The sequence below is a fragment of the Pedobacter ginsengisoli genome (assembly GCF_002736205.1).
Lineage (GTDB): Bacteria > Bacteroidota > Bacteroidia > Sphingobacteriales > Sphingobacteriaceae > Pedobacter > Pedobacter ginsengisoli_A.
In genome coordinates this window covers 1277794-1294145 of record NZ_CP024091.1, presented here as the reverse complement: position 1 = coordinate 1294145, position 16352 = coordinate 1277794, and the positions used below count along the sequence as shown (strand labels likewise).

General features: G+C 38.0%; 15 protein-coding genes and 1 other RNA gene. 7 read left to right on the top strand and 9 right to left on the bottom strand.

Annotated elements, in window-relative coordinates:
- Window positions 1-593 precede the first annotated feature (593 nt).
- From CPT03_RS05270 to CPT03_RS05250, 5 genes are all read left to right on the top strand, one after another.
- Window positions 594-1001: a GreA/GreB family elongation factor gene (locus CPT03_RS05270; protein ID WP_099437859.1), complete on the top strand. Its 408-nt coding sequence runs from the start codon at window positions 594-596 to the stop codon at window positions 999-1001.
- Between the two features lie 132 nt (window positions 1002-1133).
- Window positions 1134-1778, top strand: coding sequence for an RNA polymerase sigma factor (locus CPT03_RS05265; protein ID WP_099437858.1), 645 nt, complete (start codon window positions 1134-1136; stop codon window positions 1776-1778).
- A 73-nt stretch (window positions 1779-1851) separates the two neighbouring features.
- Complete coding sequence (locus CPT03_RS05260) at window positions 1852-2490, top strand: hypothetical protein (protein ID WP_099437857.1); 639 nt, start codon at window positions 1852-1854, stop codon at window positions 2488-2490.
- Window positions 2491-2533: 43 nt separating this feature from the next.
- An RNA gene (gene rnpB, locus CPT03_RS05255) (RNase P RNA component class A) lies at window positions 2534-2910 on the top strand.
- Window positions 2911-3011: 101 nt separating this feature from the next.
- A complete protein-coding gene (locus tag CPT03_RS05250) occupies window positions 3012-4421 on the top strand; it encodes a sigma-54-dependent transcriptional regulator (protein WP_099437856.1) in 1410 nt (469 codons plus the stop codon).
- Between the two features lie 33 nt (window positions 4422-4454).
- Here CPT03_RS05250 and CPT03_RS05245 read toward each other — a convergent pair whose 3' ends face one another.
- From CPT03_RS05245 to gatB, 5 genes are all read right to left on the bottom strand, one after another.
- Window positions 4455-6239 carry a chloride channel protein gene (locus tag CPT03_RS05245; protein WP_099437855.1) on the bottom strand — a complete coding sequence of 595 codons (1785 nt, stop codon included), beginning with the start codon at window positions 6237-6239 and terminating at the stop codon, window positions 4455-4457.
- A gap of 12 nt (window positions 6240-6251) precedes the next feature.
- Window positions 6252-6974: an RluA family pseudouridine synthase gene (locus CPT03_RS05240; RefSeq protein ID WP_099437854.1), complete on the bottom strand. Its 723-nt coding sequence runs from the start codon at window positions 6972-6974 to the stop codon at window positions 6252-6254.
- A gap of 109 nt (window positions 6975-7083) precedes the next feature.
- Window positions 7084-7773: a response regulator transcription factor gene (locus CPT03_RS05235; RefSeq protein ID WP_099437853.1), complete on the bottom strand. Its 690-nt coding sequence runs from the start codon at window positions 7771-7773 to the stop codon at window positions 7084-7086.
- Window positions 7774-7881: 108 nt separating this feature from the next.
- Window positions 7882-8991: a TlpA disulfide reductase family protein gene (locus CPT03_RS05230; protein ID WP_099437852.1), complete on the bottom strand. Its 1110-nt coding sequence runs from the start codon at window positions 8989-8991 to the stop codon at window positions 7882-7884.
- Window positions 8992-8999: 8 nt separating this feature from the next.
- Window positions 9000-10463: an Asp-tRNA(Asn)/Glu-tRNA(Gln) amidotransferase subunit GatB gene (gatB, locus tag CPT03_RS05225; protein WP_099437851.1), complete on the bottom strand. Its 1464-nt coding sequence runs from the start codon at window positions 10461-10463 to the stop codon at window positions 9000-9002.
- Between the two features lie 148 nt (window positions 10464-10611).
- On the opposite strand from gatB, the gene CPT03_RS05220 reads away from it, so the two are divergent.
- On the top strand, window positions 10612-11139 hold the full coding sequence (locus CPT03_RS05220) for a hypothetical protein (RefSeq protein ID WP_157766360.1): 528 nt from the start codon (window positions 10612-10614) through the stop codon (window positions 11137-11139).
- A 425-nt stretch (window positions 11140-11564) separates the two neighbouring features.
- Here the strand turns inward: CPT03_RS05220 and CPT03_RS05210 are convergent, their stop codons facing one another.
- The 4 genes from CPT03_RS05210 to CPT03_RS05195 are packed head-to-tail and all read right to left on the bottom strand — an operon-like array spanning window position 11565 to window position 15557.
- Window positions 11565-12632: a dipeptidase gene (locus tag CPT03_RS05210; RefSeq protein ID WP_099437848.1), complete on the bottom strand. Its 1068-nt coding sequence runs from the start codon at window positions 12630-12632 to the stop codon at window positions 11565-11567.
- A 3-nt stretch (window positions 12633-12635) separates the two neighbouring features.
- Window positions 12636-13769 (bottom strand): D-TA family PLP-dependent enzyme, encoded by a 1134-nt coding sequence (locus CPT03_RS05205; RefSeq protein WP_099437847.1) that lies wholly within the window; start codon window positions 13767-13769, stop codon window positions 12636-12638.
- Window positions 13762-14235 carry a RidA family protein gene (locus tag CPT03_RS05200; RefSeq protein ID WP_048906113.1) on the bottom strand — a complete coding sequence of 158 codons (474 nt, stop codon included), beginning with the start codon at window positions 14233-14235 and terminating at the stop codon, window positions 13762-13764. Before CPT03_RS05200 ends, CPT03_RS05205 begins: the two co-directional genes overlap by 8 nt.
- 8 nt (window positions 14236-14243) lie before the next feature.
- Window positions 14244-15557, bottom strand: coding sequence for a gluconate:H+ symporter (locus CPT03_RS05195; protein ID WP_099437846.1), 1314 nt, complete (start codon window positions 15555-15557; stop codon window positions 14244-14246).
- 82 nt (window positions 15558-15639) lie between these two features.
- On the opposite strand from CPT03_RS05195, the gene CPT03_RS05190 reads away from it, so the two are divergent.
- Complete coding sequence (locus CPT03_RS05190) at window positions 15640-16344, top strand: DUF1080 domain-containing protein (RefSeq protein WP_099437845.1); 705 nt, start codon at window positions 15640-15642, stop codon at window positions 16342-16344.
- The last annotated feature ends 8 nt before the right edge of the window (window positions 16345-16352 follow it).

Sequence of the window (16352 nt, the reverse complement as noted above, 5' to 3'; positions counted from 1 at the left end):
TCAATTAAATTAAGCCAGCAGATTAAAAAAAATCAGATTAGATTTGGCATAATAGTGCAATAATAGCAATTCTGTACAGGTATAATTTTTAAATCAAAGCATTTGGACTATCTTTGAACCCAATGTACTTATATAAGAAATTTCATAAAACGTTAAGTAATCAGCTTGCAACATCATTGCAAATTGCTATTACTATGTTTTTACGCTTTCTTTCCCTACAGTACAACTTAGGAGATTCTTTTCTTAAAAGCAGCAAGGACTTTATTAAATAAGCCCCTCCCTTTTCTTAGGCGCAGGGGTCTCAATATTTAATTCTTTCCTTTCACCACTTGCTATTCTAAAATGAAATTAATTAGCACTAAATATTTTTTTAGAGCCATTTATATATTGTTCCTTTGGTCTACCCTAATAGTTCTGCTATTGGCTGTTATACTTATTAAGCCACTTTTAATCTTGCTTTCAGCAGGTGCATTTGCATGCTTAACAAACTTGCACAACAATAAAGCCTTCGATGCACTTGCCTCAGTCCACTAATCGTGGCTGGGGCTATTCATAAATCAAATTATTAAGTCATTTACTAAATACATAAAAATATGAATACTGAATCGATAAAAATAAACGATACACCTATAATACTATCAACCGGAATTTACGACCTGCTTAAAGATCATTTAAGAAGAAGAAAATTAAGCAGATATAATGAAGCAAAGCTTGAATTGGAATTGAAACATGCCAAACAAGTTTTAAGAAATGATTTACCTGCTGATGTGGTTACAGTTGATACCCATGTAAAAGTTAAAGAAATAGAATCAGGAAAAGAGTTTGCTTACAAGCTGGTTGCACCTGCAAAAGCCCGAAGAAAAAACAATACCCTTTCTATCCTTTCTCCAATAGGCGTAGCAATTCTTGGCTATACCCAGGGGGCTATAGTACAATGGGAAATGCCCGAAGGGATAAGAAAATACCAGATAGAAGAAGTTACTAAATTATCTTTTAATTAATTTAGTAACCATCTTTATTAGTCTCATAATTTGAAACATAAAAAAGGGTTACTAAACTATTTATTCCGTTTTTTGTAACCCTTTTTAATCTCAATACTCTTTAATATAGCAATCAGTTAACAAGCAGATCTTATGAATCATTTAGGCCATCCAAATACCTCCACTTTAAGCGACGAAGAGATCGTAAAGCGAGTAGTAAAGGGCGAAAAATATTTATATGAAAACCTGATACGTAAATACAATTTACGTTTATACAGGATAAGCTTGTCTATTGTTAACGATGATGCCGAGGTAGAAGACATTATCCAAACAACCTACCTTAACGCCTACCTGCAACTTGCAAACTTCCAAAACAAGTCAAGCTTTAATACCTGGCTTACAAGAATACTTATAAATGAAAGCTTACTTCATAAAAAGAAAAGCATGAGGCGTAACCAATTGGCAATAGAATCAGAAAAAGATGAAATGCACCACGAAACCCCATTAAAAAATCTCATGAATAAAGAGCTAAAAGTTATACTCGAAAAAGCGGTATCCAACCTTCCGGAGAAATACCGCCTGGTATTTGTAATGCGCGAAATTGAAGAAATGAGTACCCATGAAACAATGGAAGTTCTTGATTTAGGAGAATCGAATGTAAAAATCAGACTTACACGTGCAAAAGAAATGCTCAGAAATGAACTAAGCGATTATTATAAAACCGCTCAGCTTTTTGAATTTAATCTGGTAAGATGTGATAAAGTTGCCAATTTTGTAATGTCCAATATAAACCTTTAAGGCTTCGCGTTTTTCTTCTCCCATAATAGATAAGTTTTAGTAATTTCGGTTACACAACAAATGAAAAACTATTATGAAACGCAAACTCACATTCCTGCTTGGGCTACTGCTATGCTACAGCCTATTTTCCAAATCACAGACCTTAACAAGTGCACATTTCCGAATCTCCGACAGAGAAAAAGGAATCAGATCTGTTGAATTAAATATCAACAATACGATCATCATTGGTTTAAATTCTCAGGGCGATATTTCTTACATTGAAGAGGCTGAAGGAGCCCTTCCTGATTACACAAGTGACCTGGAATATACAGATGACGGAGGTTCTAAATTAATTGCTAATCAGAAAATTGAATACTACGACCATTTTGACGATAATAAATCAGGAAAAGTAAAGTGGATTGGCGGTATCAAAATCGACTACAATGACAATTTTGACATTCATGATCCCAAAGGAAAAATAAAGTCCATTGGCAACATCCAGATCAAGTACAATAATGCCTTCGATATCCACGATAAATCGGGGACAATGAAATCCATAGGCCCTATTCAGATTAAGTACAACAATGTCTTTGACATTCACGATCCGGCAGATAAGGTAAAATCAATAGGGAATGTAAAAATCACCTATTTTAACGCCTTTGATGCACAAAGATTATTCGGTAAAATAAAATCAATCAAAGGAAACAGTAAAAAGATTTACGTTACAAAATAAGGAACCCTCATTTATACATTGCTTATTTTGTATCTTTGCCGCAAATGCAAGCCGTTCTATCGCTGCGATTATATCGGAGAGGAAAGTCCGGGCAACACAGAGCATCTCGCTTCCTAACGGGAAGAGGTTTGGGGGTGAACACCCGAATTATGGAAAGTGCCGCAGAAAGCATACCGCCGATGGCTTTTTAAGTACAGGTAAGGTTGAAAACGTGAGGTAAGAGCTCACGATTTTTCCGGGTGATCGGAGAACTGGTAAACCCCGGGAGTTGAAAGACCAAATAGGCTGACGCATGTAGGGCTGCTCGTCCGATGTCAGTGGGTAGGTCGTTAGAGATAAATGGCAACATTTATACTGGATTAATGATAGAAGACATGAGTATTCATGTTACAGAACCCGGCTTACAGGCTTGCATTTTGTTTTTTACACAATGTATCAGTTTCATAACTTTAAAAAAGTTTATTTTAAACTGAAAAATAATATATTAGCACTGGATAACACAAGAAGATTTAGCATTACCTATGGCAAAATTGTTAATAATTGACGACGAGAGAGCAATAAGAAGTACATTACGTGAGATCTTAGAATACGAAAATTATGAAGTTGAGGATATTGACAATGGTGTAGATGGATTAGAACTCATCAAAAAGAAAAAATACGACCTTATATTGTGCGATATCAAAATGAACAGAATGGATGGTATGGAGGTGCTGGAACAGGCACTTGCCTACAGTCCGGATCTTCCTTTCATAATGATTTCAGGACATGGCACAGTCGAAACGGCAATAGAAGCCAGTAAGAAAGGTGCATTTGATTTCATTTCAAAACCACCAGACTTAAACAGACTACTCATAACAGTTAGAAATGCACTCGACAGAGGCACTTTAGTTACTGAAACCAAAGTCTTAAAAAGAAAGGTTAGTAAAACCAGAGATATTTTAGGTAGTTCAGAAAATATCAACAAAATAAAAGAAACTATAGAACGTGTTGCTCCTACCGAAGCAAGGGTACTCATAACAGGTGCAAATGGAAGCGGAAAGGAATTGGTTGCACGTTGGCTACACGAAAAATCTAATCGTGCTGACAGCCCCCTTATCGAGGTTAACTGCGCGGCTATTCCATCAGAACTTATAGAAAGTGAATTATTTGGCCACGAGAAAGGCTCATTTACTTCAGCTGTAAAGCAACGTATAGGTAAATTTGAATTAGCCAACGGAGGAACGCTGTTTTTAGATGAGATTGGCGACATGAGTCTTTCGGCTCAGGCTAAAGTATTACGTGCATTACAAGAACACAAAATTACCCGTGTAGGCGGTGAAAAAGAGCTTGAGGTTAATGTTCGTGTACTTGCAGCAACAAATAAAAATCTATTAAAAGAAATAGAAGATGGCAATTTCCGTATGGACTTGTACCATCGTTTAAATGTAATAAACATCCATGTTCCTCACTTGTGTGAACGTACAGACGACATCCCTGAAATTGCACAAAGTTTCCTTGAAGAGATTTGTAAAGAATATGGCATGCCTGTTAAAAAGATCAGCGATAGTGCAATGGTAGCGTTGCAAGGTCTGCCATGGACAGGTAACGTAAGGGAATTACATAACATGATTGAACGATTAATTATCCTAAGTGATAAAACCATCACTGATCATGATGTAACTGCATTTGCAAATCCTGGCGGAGGAACAAACATAGGTGCAGCAGGCAGTGCGCCAAATGGATCTGCAACAAATGCAGCCTCTCCAACATTGGCTTATGATAAGTTCAATAACTTTCAGGATTACAAAGACTATGCTGAAAAGGAATTCATCAAGTTTAAATTAGAAAAAAACAATTGGAACGTATCCAAAACTGCCGATGATATAGATATTCAACGCAGTCATTTATACAGTAAGATTGAGAAATTCGGATTAAAAAGGTCCTCAGAATAATAAAAAAAGCTCCTGACAAAACCAGGAGCTTTTTTATTCCATATAATCGGCCTGCCTGCTTAACAAGGCTCTGTACTTATTAAAAATCGCAGTTTTAGAAACAAAACCAAGATATGCTCCACTTTCATCCAGTACAGGCAATAACCACGCATTTTCCTTTTCCATTTTTCCCAGTACTTTTTTAAGCGGGTCAGTAATTACAACAATAGCAGGAGCGGCCTGCATCAGGTCATTTACAGAAAGGTTATCTTCTTCTGCCCTATTCGTTTTCAAAACATCTTCAACAAATACCAACCCTTTAAAACTCTTGTCGTTACTTACAACCGGAAACAAATTCCTTTTCGAATGTAAAATCTCCTGCATCCTTGCTGAGACCAAATCATCTTCACTTAAAACAAGATAATCCCGTTCAACCAGATACCTAAGCTTCATCATATTAAGAACGGTAGTATCCTTATCCTCGTGCGACAAAAGCTCGCCTTTCTCTGCCAAAGGTTTGGTATAAATAGAGTACTTATTTGCACTGCGATTAATCAGGTAAGAAAGTGCCGATGTAATCATCAACGGAACCATTAAAACGTAGCCACCGGTAATCTCAGCAATCAAAAATATCCCGGTAAGGGGTGCATGCATAATTGCGCTTAAAGAGGCGGCCATGCCTGCTACAATAAAATTTGCAACATTCAGGTTTGCTATACCTAAGGTATTTGCAGAAAAAGCCACCACAAAACCTATTAAACCACCAATAACCAAACTTGGCGCAAAAATACCCCCATTTCCACCCGCTCCTAAAGTAATAAGAGTGGCGCATGATTTAGCAAAAACAGTTATTACCGTAAATAAAATCACCAGCCATGGCAAACTACTATACTCAGCAAATATACTGTTGGTCATTACATTAGTATAATTTCCGCCTAGCAGGTTTTTAATAGTTACATAGCCCTCTCCATACAAGGTTGGAAACAGGAATACCATTAGCCCCAGCATTAAACCACCAATAACTACACGCTTATACGGGTGATTAATCTTGTAAAAGAAAGATTTAATTAATGAATTAGCCTTAGTAAAATAGATAGAGAATAAACCAATTAGCACTGCAAGCAGTACATAATAAACCAAAGCATTCATTTTCCAACCTTCGGTAACCAGGAAGAAAAGCTGTTCATTAAAAAAGAACCTTGCCACTACAGCAGCTGTAGCCGATGCAAGTAACAAAGGTATAAAAGCCGGAATTGTAAACTCCGGCAACAGTATCTCTATGGCAAATACAATACCCGCTATTGGGCTGTTAAAAGCAGCTGATATTCCGGCCGCCGCACCACATGCCAGCAGCATAGTGGTTTCACGGTAAGACAAACCTAAAAATCTACCTACTACAGAGCCAATGCCTGATCCGCTGGTTACAATTGGTGCCTCCAAACCTGTAGACCCGCCAAAACCAACAGTTAGAGCCGCAGTAATAATTTGCGAATAAATATTATGTGGTTCAACCTTACTCGATTTTTTGGAAATAGTATAAAGCAAAGGCGTTAATCCCGTCTCAAATTTCCCCTTTCTTATGAACCTGCGTACATACATAACTGATAGCAGTATACCTATAAAAGGAAAAAAGAAGTACAGATAGTATTTGTACTGCCAATGAAATCCTGTTTGCAGGAAATCTTCTATATGATGGGTTAGCGTTTTTAAAAGTGCAGCAGCAAGACCGGCCAGAATACCAACTATTAGTGCAGCAATTACTAAAAAATTACGGTTAGAAATTTTAGTTTTCCGGTAGTGGTTAATTGAATCTATATAATTTACCAGCCGTACATACATAATTTACCTTTTTTAAGCGTCAAATTTATCCAGTAATTTGATAAGGGTAGCAAAATCCTTCGGATATGGTGCCTCAATAACAATATCCTTATCATCTAATCCTTTAAATACCAAATAACGTGCATGTAGGGCAAAACGTTTCATTATAGGTTGCTCTTCATCGTCTTTAGCAATCCTATATCCTTTTTTTATAGCCGAAAGGAAAACAGGTTTACCCTTATACATATGATCTCCAACAATAGCTGCACGCTGAGTAGCCAGATGTATACGGATCTGGTGCATTCTACCTGTTACAGGTTTACATTCCACTAAAGTGTAATGTCTGTAGTTTTTAATAGAGTTGAAATAAGTTTCTGCACGCTTTCCTTCCTTACGATCTATTGTTACACTCTTGTTCCCATCATTTAAAATAGGCAGATCAATAAACAGATCCTTAAAAGTAAACTGACCATCAACAATAGCGTGATATACTTTATTTACTTTACGTTTCTCAAATTGAATGGAAACAGAACGGTAAGCCTCAGGGGTTTTTGCTATAATGATAGCGCCCGATGTTTCTTTGTCTAAACGGTGGCACACCTGTGCATCGGGACTGTACTGTTTAGCAAGACGTAGAATATTAACTTCACCCGAACCGCCGCGCTCATCTAAAGAGGCAACAAAAGGTGGCTTGTTTACAACGATATAATCATCGTTTTCGAATAGGATAATGTCTTTAAAAGAAGGATATTTCAATTCAGTGTTTTTTCAGAAGTAACTAGTGCATTCCAGGCTGGAACGATAACAATAGGCTAGTTTACTACGAATAGCAACAAGCCTAATCATCTTCCAGAATGCAAAAGTACTAAGAAAGTTCGAATTTATACCCTACTCCTTTTACGGTAGCAACATAACTTTCACCCAACTTCTCACGTAACTTACGTATATGTACGTCAATTGTACGGTTGGTCACCACAACAGAATCTTCCCAAATATTCTTTAAAATAGACTCTCTTGTATATACTTTACCTGGTTTAGAGGCTAATAGATAAAGTAATTCAAACTCTTTCTTAGCTAAAATTACCTTTTTACCATTCTGAAAAACAAGATAAGCCTCTCTGTCAATTACCAGATCACCTATTTCAACCTTATTATCAGAAACCTCATCACCACTTGCATTTCTTCTTAATATCGCATTAATACGGCTTACCAGTGCACGGGGCTTAATAGGTTTAGCAATATAATCGTCTGCACCAACATTAAACCCGGCAATTTCCGAATACTCTTCACTACGTGCGGTTAAGAACACCATAAAAGTATTTTTAAACTCAGGAATAGCCCTCATTAACCTGCATGCCTCAATACCATCCATCTTTGGCATCATGATATCCAGAATAATCAAATCAGGATGAACCTTCTTCGCAATCGTAATGCCTTCCTGACCATTATTGGCTAAGAATACCTGATATCCCTCTTTTTTTAAGTTATATTCAATTAACTCTAAAATATCTGGTTCGTCATCAACAATAAGTATCTTCTGTTTTACGGTGCTCATAGTAGCTTTAATTATTTGTTACGAAATTAGGTAATCAATTATAATATACCGTTAAACTCATGTTAACAAATTGTTAACTACTTCATGTATATTAACATGAATTTAGGGTTAGCGTAAAGTTTTATTTAAAAATGCATCAAGCTCTTCTCCACGTAAATTCTTTGCAATAATCGTTCCCTTAGGATCTATAATAAATGAGCTTGGAATAGCCTCTATCTGATACAATCTAACAGTTGAACCTTCAAAATCACTTAGTTCACTGGCATGGTTCCAGGTAAGCTTATCATCGGCAATTGCTTTTTTCCAGGCAGCAGGATCTTTGTCTAACGAGATTCCCAAAATCGTAAAATTCTTGTCTTTGTAAGCATTGTAAGCTTTAACCACATTTGGGTTTTCTTGTCTGCATGGCATGCACCATGAAGCCCAGAAATCAAGCAATACATATTTTCCTTTAAAATCAGATAACTTAACCGGTTTTCCATCAATACCCGTAATTGTAAATTCCGGAGCAGCCTGGCCAATTTGAACAGCCTTTAAGTTAGCCATTCTCTTTAAAAATTCAGTTACTGCTGCATTGTCATTAAAGTTACTTTTAATTTTATCAGAATAGTCAACCATTTCCTTTTCAAATTCCGAAGGATTTAACAGGTTTATGGCATAAAATCCAGCTAACGATTCAGTATTCTCCTGAGCAAATTTCAACACCGCCTTATTTAGTCCATCAATTTCAGCAGTATATTGAGGTCTCATTTGCTCCATAATAGCTTCTCTCTTATCTGGCTGAGCCGTTACAGCCTCATCAAATTGAGTTTGTATTGCCGCTATTTTAGTCATATACTGATGCTTGGTTGTATTCAGTTCCTGTAGCTTATCAGCCTCAGCAGCTCCAGATGTAGTATAGGCTAACGATTTATCAGCCAAATCAGCAGTAATTTTAATTACATCACCATTCTTTGCAATAATCATATATTCGTTATTACCTGCCGAAATTCTAAAGAAATCTGCACCTGGTGTAGCGTGGGTAAATTTAAATTCACCTTTTTCTGAAAACACAGTTGAATCTAACGGTAATGCACTATCCTTTTGTAAACCAAACAAGTAAACTTTGCTTTTTGGAGCAGCATTTTTAAATTCTCCGTTAATTACAAACTTACTTTTATCCTTACATGCAGCAAAAGCTATGCACAACACCACTAAATACGCAATACGTTTCATCATAATATTTACTATTTTAATTTCTCTTGTAATAATTCATTAATTTTTTGAGGATCTGCTTTTCCTTTGGCAAGTTTCATTACTTCACCTACAAAAAGTCCAAGCACACCTTTTTTACCCTTTTTATAAGCCTGCACCTGCGCTTCATATTTCGATAAAACCTGATCTACAAAGCCAGCAAGTTCATCACCATTTTCTTCGATTAACAAGCTGTGATCCGCAGCAAGTTTATTTACATCAGCACCCTCCGTATTAATTATTAACGGCAATAACTGCTGTAAAGCAATTTGCTGGGTAATCTTTTTATCATCAACCAGGTTAATTACATCTGCAAGCTGCGCCGGGCTAACTTTAAATTCCGAAATTGATATTTCCTGTTCACTTAACAACGCTCTAACTGAACCCGTAAGCCAGTTCACCAGGCTTTTTTTATTTTTAACCGCAGGCAATGCCGAATTTAAATAAGCAAGCAACTCCGTATCCTCAGCAAGCAATGTTGCCTCAGATGTATTAACTCCATAATCCTTTACCAATCGTTTAGATATCTCTGCCGGCAATTCAGGCATTGAGGCCTTTATCTGTGCAAGCCATTCATCAGAAATATGTATTGGTGGCAAATCAGGGTCCGGAAAATACCTGTAATCATTAGCTTCTTCCTTGCTGCGCATTGGCGATGTTGTACCCTCTTCAGCATCAAAGTTCAATGTACTTTGTATAATCCTGCCTCCGGTTGTAACCACCTCCTTTTGCCTGTTAAACTCAAAATCCATAGCCCTGCGAACATTCCTTATAGAGTTTAGGTTTTTCACCTCACAGCGCGTTCCGAATTCTGTAGTTCCGGCTTCGCGGATGGAAATATTTGCATCACAGCGCAAACTTCCTTCTTCCATATTACCATCGCTCACGTTTAAATGGCGAACCAGTTTTCTCATTTCTGTTAAAAGCGCAGATGCTTCTTCTGAACTTCTGATATCAGGCTCAGTAACAATCTCAATTAATGGAACCCCTGCCCTGTTTAAATCCACATAAGAGTATTGATCATTCTGATCATGCATGCTCTTACCAGCATCCTCTTCAAGGTGTATCCTGTTAATTCCGATACGCTTTTCTTCGCCATTACTTAATGTTACGTTCAGATAACCATTCTGGCAAATAGGTTTGTTATCCTGAGTAATCTGATAACCTTTAGGTAAATCAGCATAGAAATAATTCTTTCTGTCAAAAAAATTAAGCTGATTAATGGTACAGTTTAGCGCCAGTCCCATTCTAATGGCCTTGGCAACCACCTCTTTATTTAATTTAGGCAATGCACCCGGCAATGCCAAAGAAACAGCCGAAATATGCTCATTAGGTTTTGCCCCAAAAGAAGCACTGTCTGACGAGAATATTTTTGTTTGTGTATTTAATTGTACGTGGATTTCTAAACCAGATACCAATTCGAACTCTGATGGAGAAACTGCAGTTTTCGTACTCATTTATAGGCAATAATTAACTTTATTCAATATATGTTTAAGATACAAACATAACCATTTATGCGTTATTAACACATGTTTGTAGCCATAATTATACTTATGGCACAAACTTTGGTTTCAATATATCACACACAAATAATAAATCAATTCTATGAAAAAACTATTTTTATTGGCGATGCTCGGATTTGCATCAATAATAGCAGCAACAGGATCAGCAAAGGCGCAGGTAAACATTAGTGTAAACATAGGCTCGCAACCGCAATGGGGACCACGGGGCTACGATTATGTAGACTACTATTACATGCCCGATATAGAGAGTTATTACTATGTTCCTACCAGGCAGTTCATTTATTTAAACGGAAACAGATGGATTCATTCGCGTTCACTTCCGCATAGATACAGGGGATACAACCTATATTCCGGAAGAAAATATGTGATCAATTCACCAAGACCTTACCATAATCATAATGTTTACAGGGTTAAATACGGCCGACATGATAACTGGAAAGGTAATAAAAGATATTACAGTGAAAGGTATCGTGAAGACAGGCACCATGACCGTGGCGGAAAACGCTACAGAGAAAGAGATAACGATAGAAGACGCGATAACAGACATTATGAAAACAGAAGGGAAAGAAGAGACCCCGGTATCGAAAGAATAATCAGACCAAGAGGGTAATATTCCCATCTAAAGCCAATCGCCATCCTAAATAAAACAGGGTGGCGATTCTTTTATAACAGCTTTTTTTCAAACATTAAAATTACATTCCATTTAATTTATAATTATTTTAAATAGGGTATATTTGCCTGAAGATAAATAGCGTTATGAATTGATACCTTTTAATGTTATGACGAATAAAGCAACATCAGAAAAAAAAGCTGCATTCCTAAAATGGATGAAAAAAGTCGGTGTTTGGGGCTTTTTGTTTTTCCTTGTAAAAGGCCTTATTTGGCTTGCAGTAGGATACTGGGCCCTAAAATAATAACGACTTTCAGACGACTACTTACCGACTTTGAAACGACTCTGAACGACCTTTTTCATCAAAAAGGCTTTTTAATGTGATTTAAATGTTGATAATGAGACTTCTATCTAATACAGCCTAATTACCAGGCTTTTCTCAAAAATCTTAACCAGTTTCCGCTCATCAGGTTTTCAACATCTATGTCAGAATACCCTCTGGCCTTAAATAATGCAGGTATCTTTTGAAGATCAGCAATAGTTTCGAGATCGTAAGGACATTGTTCCTTACCAAATGCACCATCCAGATCAGAACCAATTCCAACATGCAGTGTGTTACCGGCCAACTGGCAAATATGATCTATGTGATCAATCATCACATCCAGACTGCAATTCGTACCCTGAGGGGTTGATTTGCCACGCACCCAGTTGGGCACCATCATCCAGGCATCCAAAGCGCCGCCAATAACTGCACCACGTTCTATTAATGCTTTGATCTGATCATCACTAAACTGGCGGTTATGATTTACCAACGTTCTGCAATTGTTATGCGAAGCCCAAACATACCCATTAAAATGGTCAAGTGCTTCCCAAAAACTATCATCACATAAATGTGTGGCATCTAAAATAATGTTTAACCGCTCCATTTCCTTAAGTAATTCATGGCCTTTAGGCCCCATATATCCTGTTGCATCAGTACCCTGGGCATATCTTCCGGGGCCGTAATGAGCCGGGCCAACTGCTCTTAAACCATTTTGATAAGCTTTTTCTAAATGCCCGATAGTTACAATAGAATCGGCACCTTCAAGACTCAATATATAGCCAATTGGTTTTTCAGTATCAGGGGTATCAGCAGCCCACAAAGCAAGGTGTTTTTCCAGACCTGCCAGGTCATTAATCTGCACCATCTCTCCTGCCTCTTCCATAGCTTTGTACCATGCAAGCTGACCTTGTGTTTGCGCCCAGGCCTGTGCTGGCGAATGCCATCCCGGCAAAGTATTTCCCGGTGCTACAAATCGCGCAATCTGAGTAGCCACAACCAACCCAATTTTACCTTTTCTAAGTTCAGGAAGTGAAACAACTGCTTTTGCCCTATCGGGCTTATCGGTCAATCCCACCTCCCTTGCATTGATCGAAGAAACAGGCAAAGTCAAATCTCTATTCCATTCCAAAGCATTCATGCTTAAATCCAAATGCACATCAATTGTAAACATAGGTTATATATTAATCTTTCTATTTCTCGAAACAATGGCCCACTCACCTCTAATTTTATGACCTATAACGGTTGCTGCTCGATCGTACAAAGCAACAGTTGGACAAATATGAATGGGCAAGCCATACAGAACATCTCCTATTTTAAAGCCATGATCTTTACCCATTTCCAATACCAGATGCTCTTCGCTCTGGCTTATTATCCGGGCATCAGGAGCGTTTATAAAAGATACTCTTTTTGTAAGCTCATTCTCTGCAGCAACAGCTTTATGCCCCAAATCCAGGCATATTTTAGTCTCATCCAATATAGAGATTACACGACTTATGAGAACTGCGGCAATTTCATAATCTTGCTCTTCAAAAGAATTCTGATATCCTTTATCCCATAAAATAAATGTGCCGGGGCTACATTCTACCTCAGGTTGCTCTGCATAAAATGGATAGGTTGGCGTGCCACCTCCAACAATAACGGGAACGGGCAAACCACTAGCCACAATACTATCTTTTAAGCTTTTAATAGCATCCCAGCCAACCTGCCATTTTTCCCTTCGTTTAGATAAGGAAACATCATGTATATGGCCATCATAGCCATGTAAACCTATAGCATTTATTCCCTCGGAAACATTCATTTTCTGATAAAGCGCCAAAGCCTTTTCATTAGGTAAAATGCCTGTTCTGTTCATTCCCAGGTTCAAATCCAAAAATACATTGATCTGTAAATCTGATTCAACAGCAGCTGCTGAAAGTTCATTTAGCGACTGTTCATTATCTACTAAACATGAAAACTGCGTTTGCTGAAAAGTTTTTATAAGCGATATATACCTTTTCACTTTCGGGCCAACAGGCTGATAAGCTAGCAGAACATCAGCAGCGCCACAAACAGCCAGCATCTCTGCCTCGGCAATTGTGGCACATTTGAACTTGGTTATCCCAGCATTTATCATTAGCAAGGTAACCTCTGCCGACTTATGTGTCTTTACATGAGGGCGCAATCTGCTAATTGAATCAATGCTGGCCTTTAGTGTACGTATATTTTCTGCTATACGATCAGGATAAAAAGCCAATGCCGGAGAATCAAGTTCACTCACATTATCAATCTCAAACCAATACCGGTTTGTTAGTTTTTTAACGCTATTCATGAAGTTCAAATAAAGCTTCAATCTCAACAGGGATATTATCTGGTAACGAGCCAAAACCTACTGCACTTCGGGTACCAATGCCATTTTCTTCTCCCCAAACCTGGGCAAAAAGCTCACTGCAACCATTAATTACAAATGGATGTCTTTCAAAATCAGGCGTACAGTTTACCATTCCTAAAACCTTAATCACCCTTTTTACACGATTTAAACTACCTAAATTTGTTTTTATAGTTGACAGCATGGTTAACCCCACTTGTCTTGCAGCAAGCTTACCTTCTTCTTTATCAAATTCAACTCCCACGCGTCCGATTATTAAGCTTTTATCATCTCTAACCGGCCCGTGACCTGATAAATAAAGATACTTACCATCAATTAAAAAAGGTTTATAAACTCCCAAAGGCGTTGGCGCCGGGGGCAATGTTAATCCTAATTTTTCAAACTGCTCATCTGCATTAAAAGTTCCCATATCTGTATTTAAATAATTTGATTTAATAAAAGTACACCCACCAATCCAACAATCCCTACTATTGATTCCATTACGGCCCACGATTTAAAAGTATCCTTCATACTTAAATTAAAATACTCTTTAAACATCCAGAATCCGGAATCGTTTACGTGCGAGAACATTAAACTGCCTGCACCAACTGCCAAAACCATTAAGTTAGGATCTGTGTTAGATGATACCATCAAAGGTAAAATAATCCCGGCAGTTGTCAAACCTGCCACCGTTGCAGACCCTACACAAAAGCGAATAATTGCGGCAATTAACCAACCTAAAAACAAAGGCTGCATGTCCATATCTTTTAAAAGCAATGCTATTTGTCCGCTTACCCCGCTATCTACCAAAACTTGCTTTAATGCGCCAGATCCACCGATAATTAACAATATCATGGCAACATCTTTAATCGCTTCGCCATAGATATTCATGATATCGCCCATTTTCTTGCCCTGAAAAATTCCGAGAGAAAACGTAGCCACAAATAAGGCAACAAGCATGGCTATTGTGGGGCTTCCGGCAAAAGCAAAAAAACTGGACACGGCCGGGTTCTGATTTTCTGAAAACGTGAATACTGTAGCGCCAATTAAAAGTAACACAGGCAGTAAAGCCGTAAAAAAGCTATTAAATGTACCTGGCAATTCTTCTTCCGGCATATCGGCAGGAACAAAAGATTCAAGGGGCTTTGATGGTATCGCTTTAAGTGTTCTTGAAAACAATGGACCTCCAATTATAATGGCAGGGATGGCCACAATTAGTCCATACAATAGCGTTAAACCCATATTTGCCTTAAACTGAATAACCAGAGCTGATGGTGAAGGGTGCGGTGGTAAAAATCCGTGAGTTACAGATAAAGCGGCCAGCATAGGCAAACCAATATAAATTACTGGTAGCTTGTACTTGTAAACGATCGAAAAAATAAGGGGTACCATCAACACAAAACCTATCCCGTAAAACAATGGAATACCTATCAGAAACCCGGTTGTAACCACTCCCCATTGTATATATTTCTCTCCGCAAAAATTCATCATAGATGATGCTATTCTTTGCGCTGCACCACTTTGAGCCACAAGTTTACCTAACATGGCCCCTACGGTAATAATTACTACCAGTGAGCCTAAAATATCTCCAATTCCCTTTTCAACTGAAGCTGTAACCTTGTTAAGCGGAATGCCCAGCAAAATACCGGCAAGTATAGATACTATTAAAAATGCGATAAACGCATTGACCCGAAATGCTGATACCAGAACGATCAAAAACAGGATACACAATAGGACGATTAGGATGGTCATACTTTTTATTTTATTTGGAAAACACAAAATAGAAAAAAAAGCGAGTTGCTAAAAGTATTTCTATATTAGTATTACAATAAACATGAAAAGAAACCTAACCAAATCACTCATCGCGCTGTCCTTAATTTTAAGCTCAGCTGCGTCATTTGCTCAATCAAAGAGCTTGTTTAACGGTAAAGACCTAACGGGATGGCATGCAGATGTACCCGAAATGGATAAAGACTCTAACGCCCAGATGCCTTTTATAATTCGCAATGGCTTATTGGTAAGTTTGGGAACTCCAGGAGGTCACCTGATTACTGATGCTATTTATAAAAATTACCGTTTGGAAGTGCAATATCGCTTTGCCGCCAAACCTGGCAACTGCGGTGTACTTGTGCACGCTTCTACCCCACGTGCGCTTTATGATATGTTCCCAAAATCTATTGAAGTGCAAATGCAACATACCATGGCTGGCGATTTCTGGTGTATTCAGGAAGACATTACTGTTCCTGATATGGAAACCAGACGTGGCCCTAAAGAAAACTGGGGTGTAAATGGGGATAAGTTAAGGAGAATTAAGAGGCTGGTGCAGGATGTTGAAAAGCCTGTAGGCGAGTGGAATAAAATGGTTATAGAATGTCTGGGTGATCAGGTAAAAGTATGGGTTAACGGCGTTTTTGTAAACCATGGAACCAATTGCACTGTTAATAGTGGCAATATTGCCTTGCAGGCAGAGGGCTCTGAAGTGGAGTTTAGAAAAGTGGTGTTGGAGCCGATAAAAAAACTGACGCCTTCTAAAGGGTAAAATAGCCA

Bases quoted from the DNA above. Each gene is read 5' to 3' on its own strand.
- CPT03_RS05265 (WP_099437858.1), top strand. From the start codon at position 1,134: ATGAATCATTTAGGCCATCCAAATACCTCCACTTTAAGCGACGAAGAG.
- CPT03_RS05250 (WP_099437856.1), top strand. From the start codon at position 3,012: ATGGCAAAATTGTTAATAATTGACGACGAGAGAGCAATAAGAAGTACA.
- CPT03_RS05200 (WP_048906113.1), bottom strand. From the start codon at position 14,235: ATGGGAACTTTTAATGCAGATGAGCAGTTTGAAAAATTAGGATTAACA.
- CPT03_RS05210 (WP_099437848.1), bottom strand. From the start codon at position 12,632: ATGTTTACAATTGATGTGCATTTGGATTTAAGCATGAATGCTTTGGAA.
- CPT03_RS05270 (WP_099437859.1), top strand. From the start codon at position 594: ATGAATACTGAATCGATAAAAATAAACGATACACCTATAATACTATCA.
- CPT03_RS05190 (WP_099437845.1), top strand. From the start codon at position 15,640: ATGAAAAGAAACCTAACCAAATCACTCATCGCGCTGTCCTTAATTTTA.
- CPT03_RS05235 (WP_099437853.1), bottom strand. From the start codon at position 7,773: ATGAGCACCGTAAAACAGAAGATACTTATTGTTGATGACGAACCAGAT.
- CPT03_RS05205 (WP_099437847.1), bottom strand. From the start codon at position 13,769: ATGAATAGCGTTAAAAAACTAACAAACCGGTATTGGTTTGAGATTGAT.
- CPT03_RS05260 (WP_099437857.1), top strand. From the start codon at position 1,852: ATGAAACGCAAACTCACATTCCTGCTTGGGCTACTGCTATGCTACAGC.
- gatB (WP_099437851.1), bottom strand. From the start codon at position 10,463: ATGAGTACGAAAACTGCAGTTTCTCCATCAGAGTTCGAATTGGTATCT.
- CPT03_RS05245 (WP_099437855.1), bottom strand. From the start codon at position 6,239: ATGTATGTACGGCTGGTAAATTATATAGATTCAATTAACCACTACCGG.
- CPT03_RS05230 (WP_099437852.1), bottom strand. From the start codon at position 8,991: ATGATGAAACGTATTGCGTATTTAGTGGTGTTGTGCATAGCTTTTGCT.
- CPT03_RS05195 (WP_099437846.1), bottom strand. From the start codon at position 15,557: ATGACCATCCTAATCGTCCTATTGTGTATCCTGTTTTTGATCGTTCTG.
- CPT03_RS05220 (WP_157766360.1), top strand. From the start codon at position 10,612: ATGAAAAAACTATTTTTATTGGCGATGCTCGGATTTGCATCAATAATA.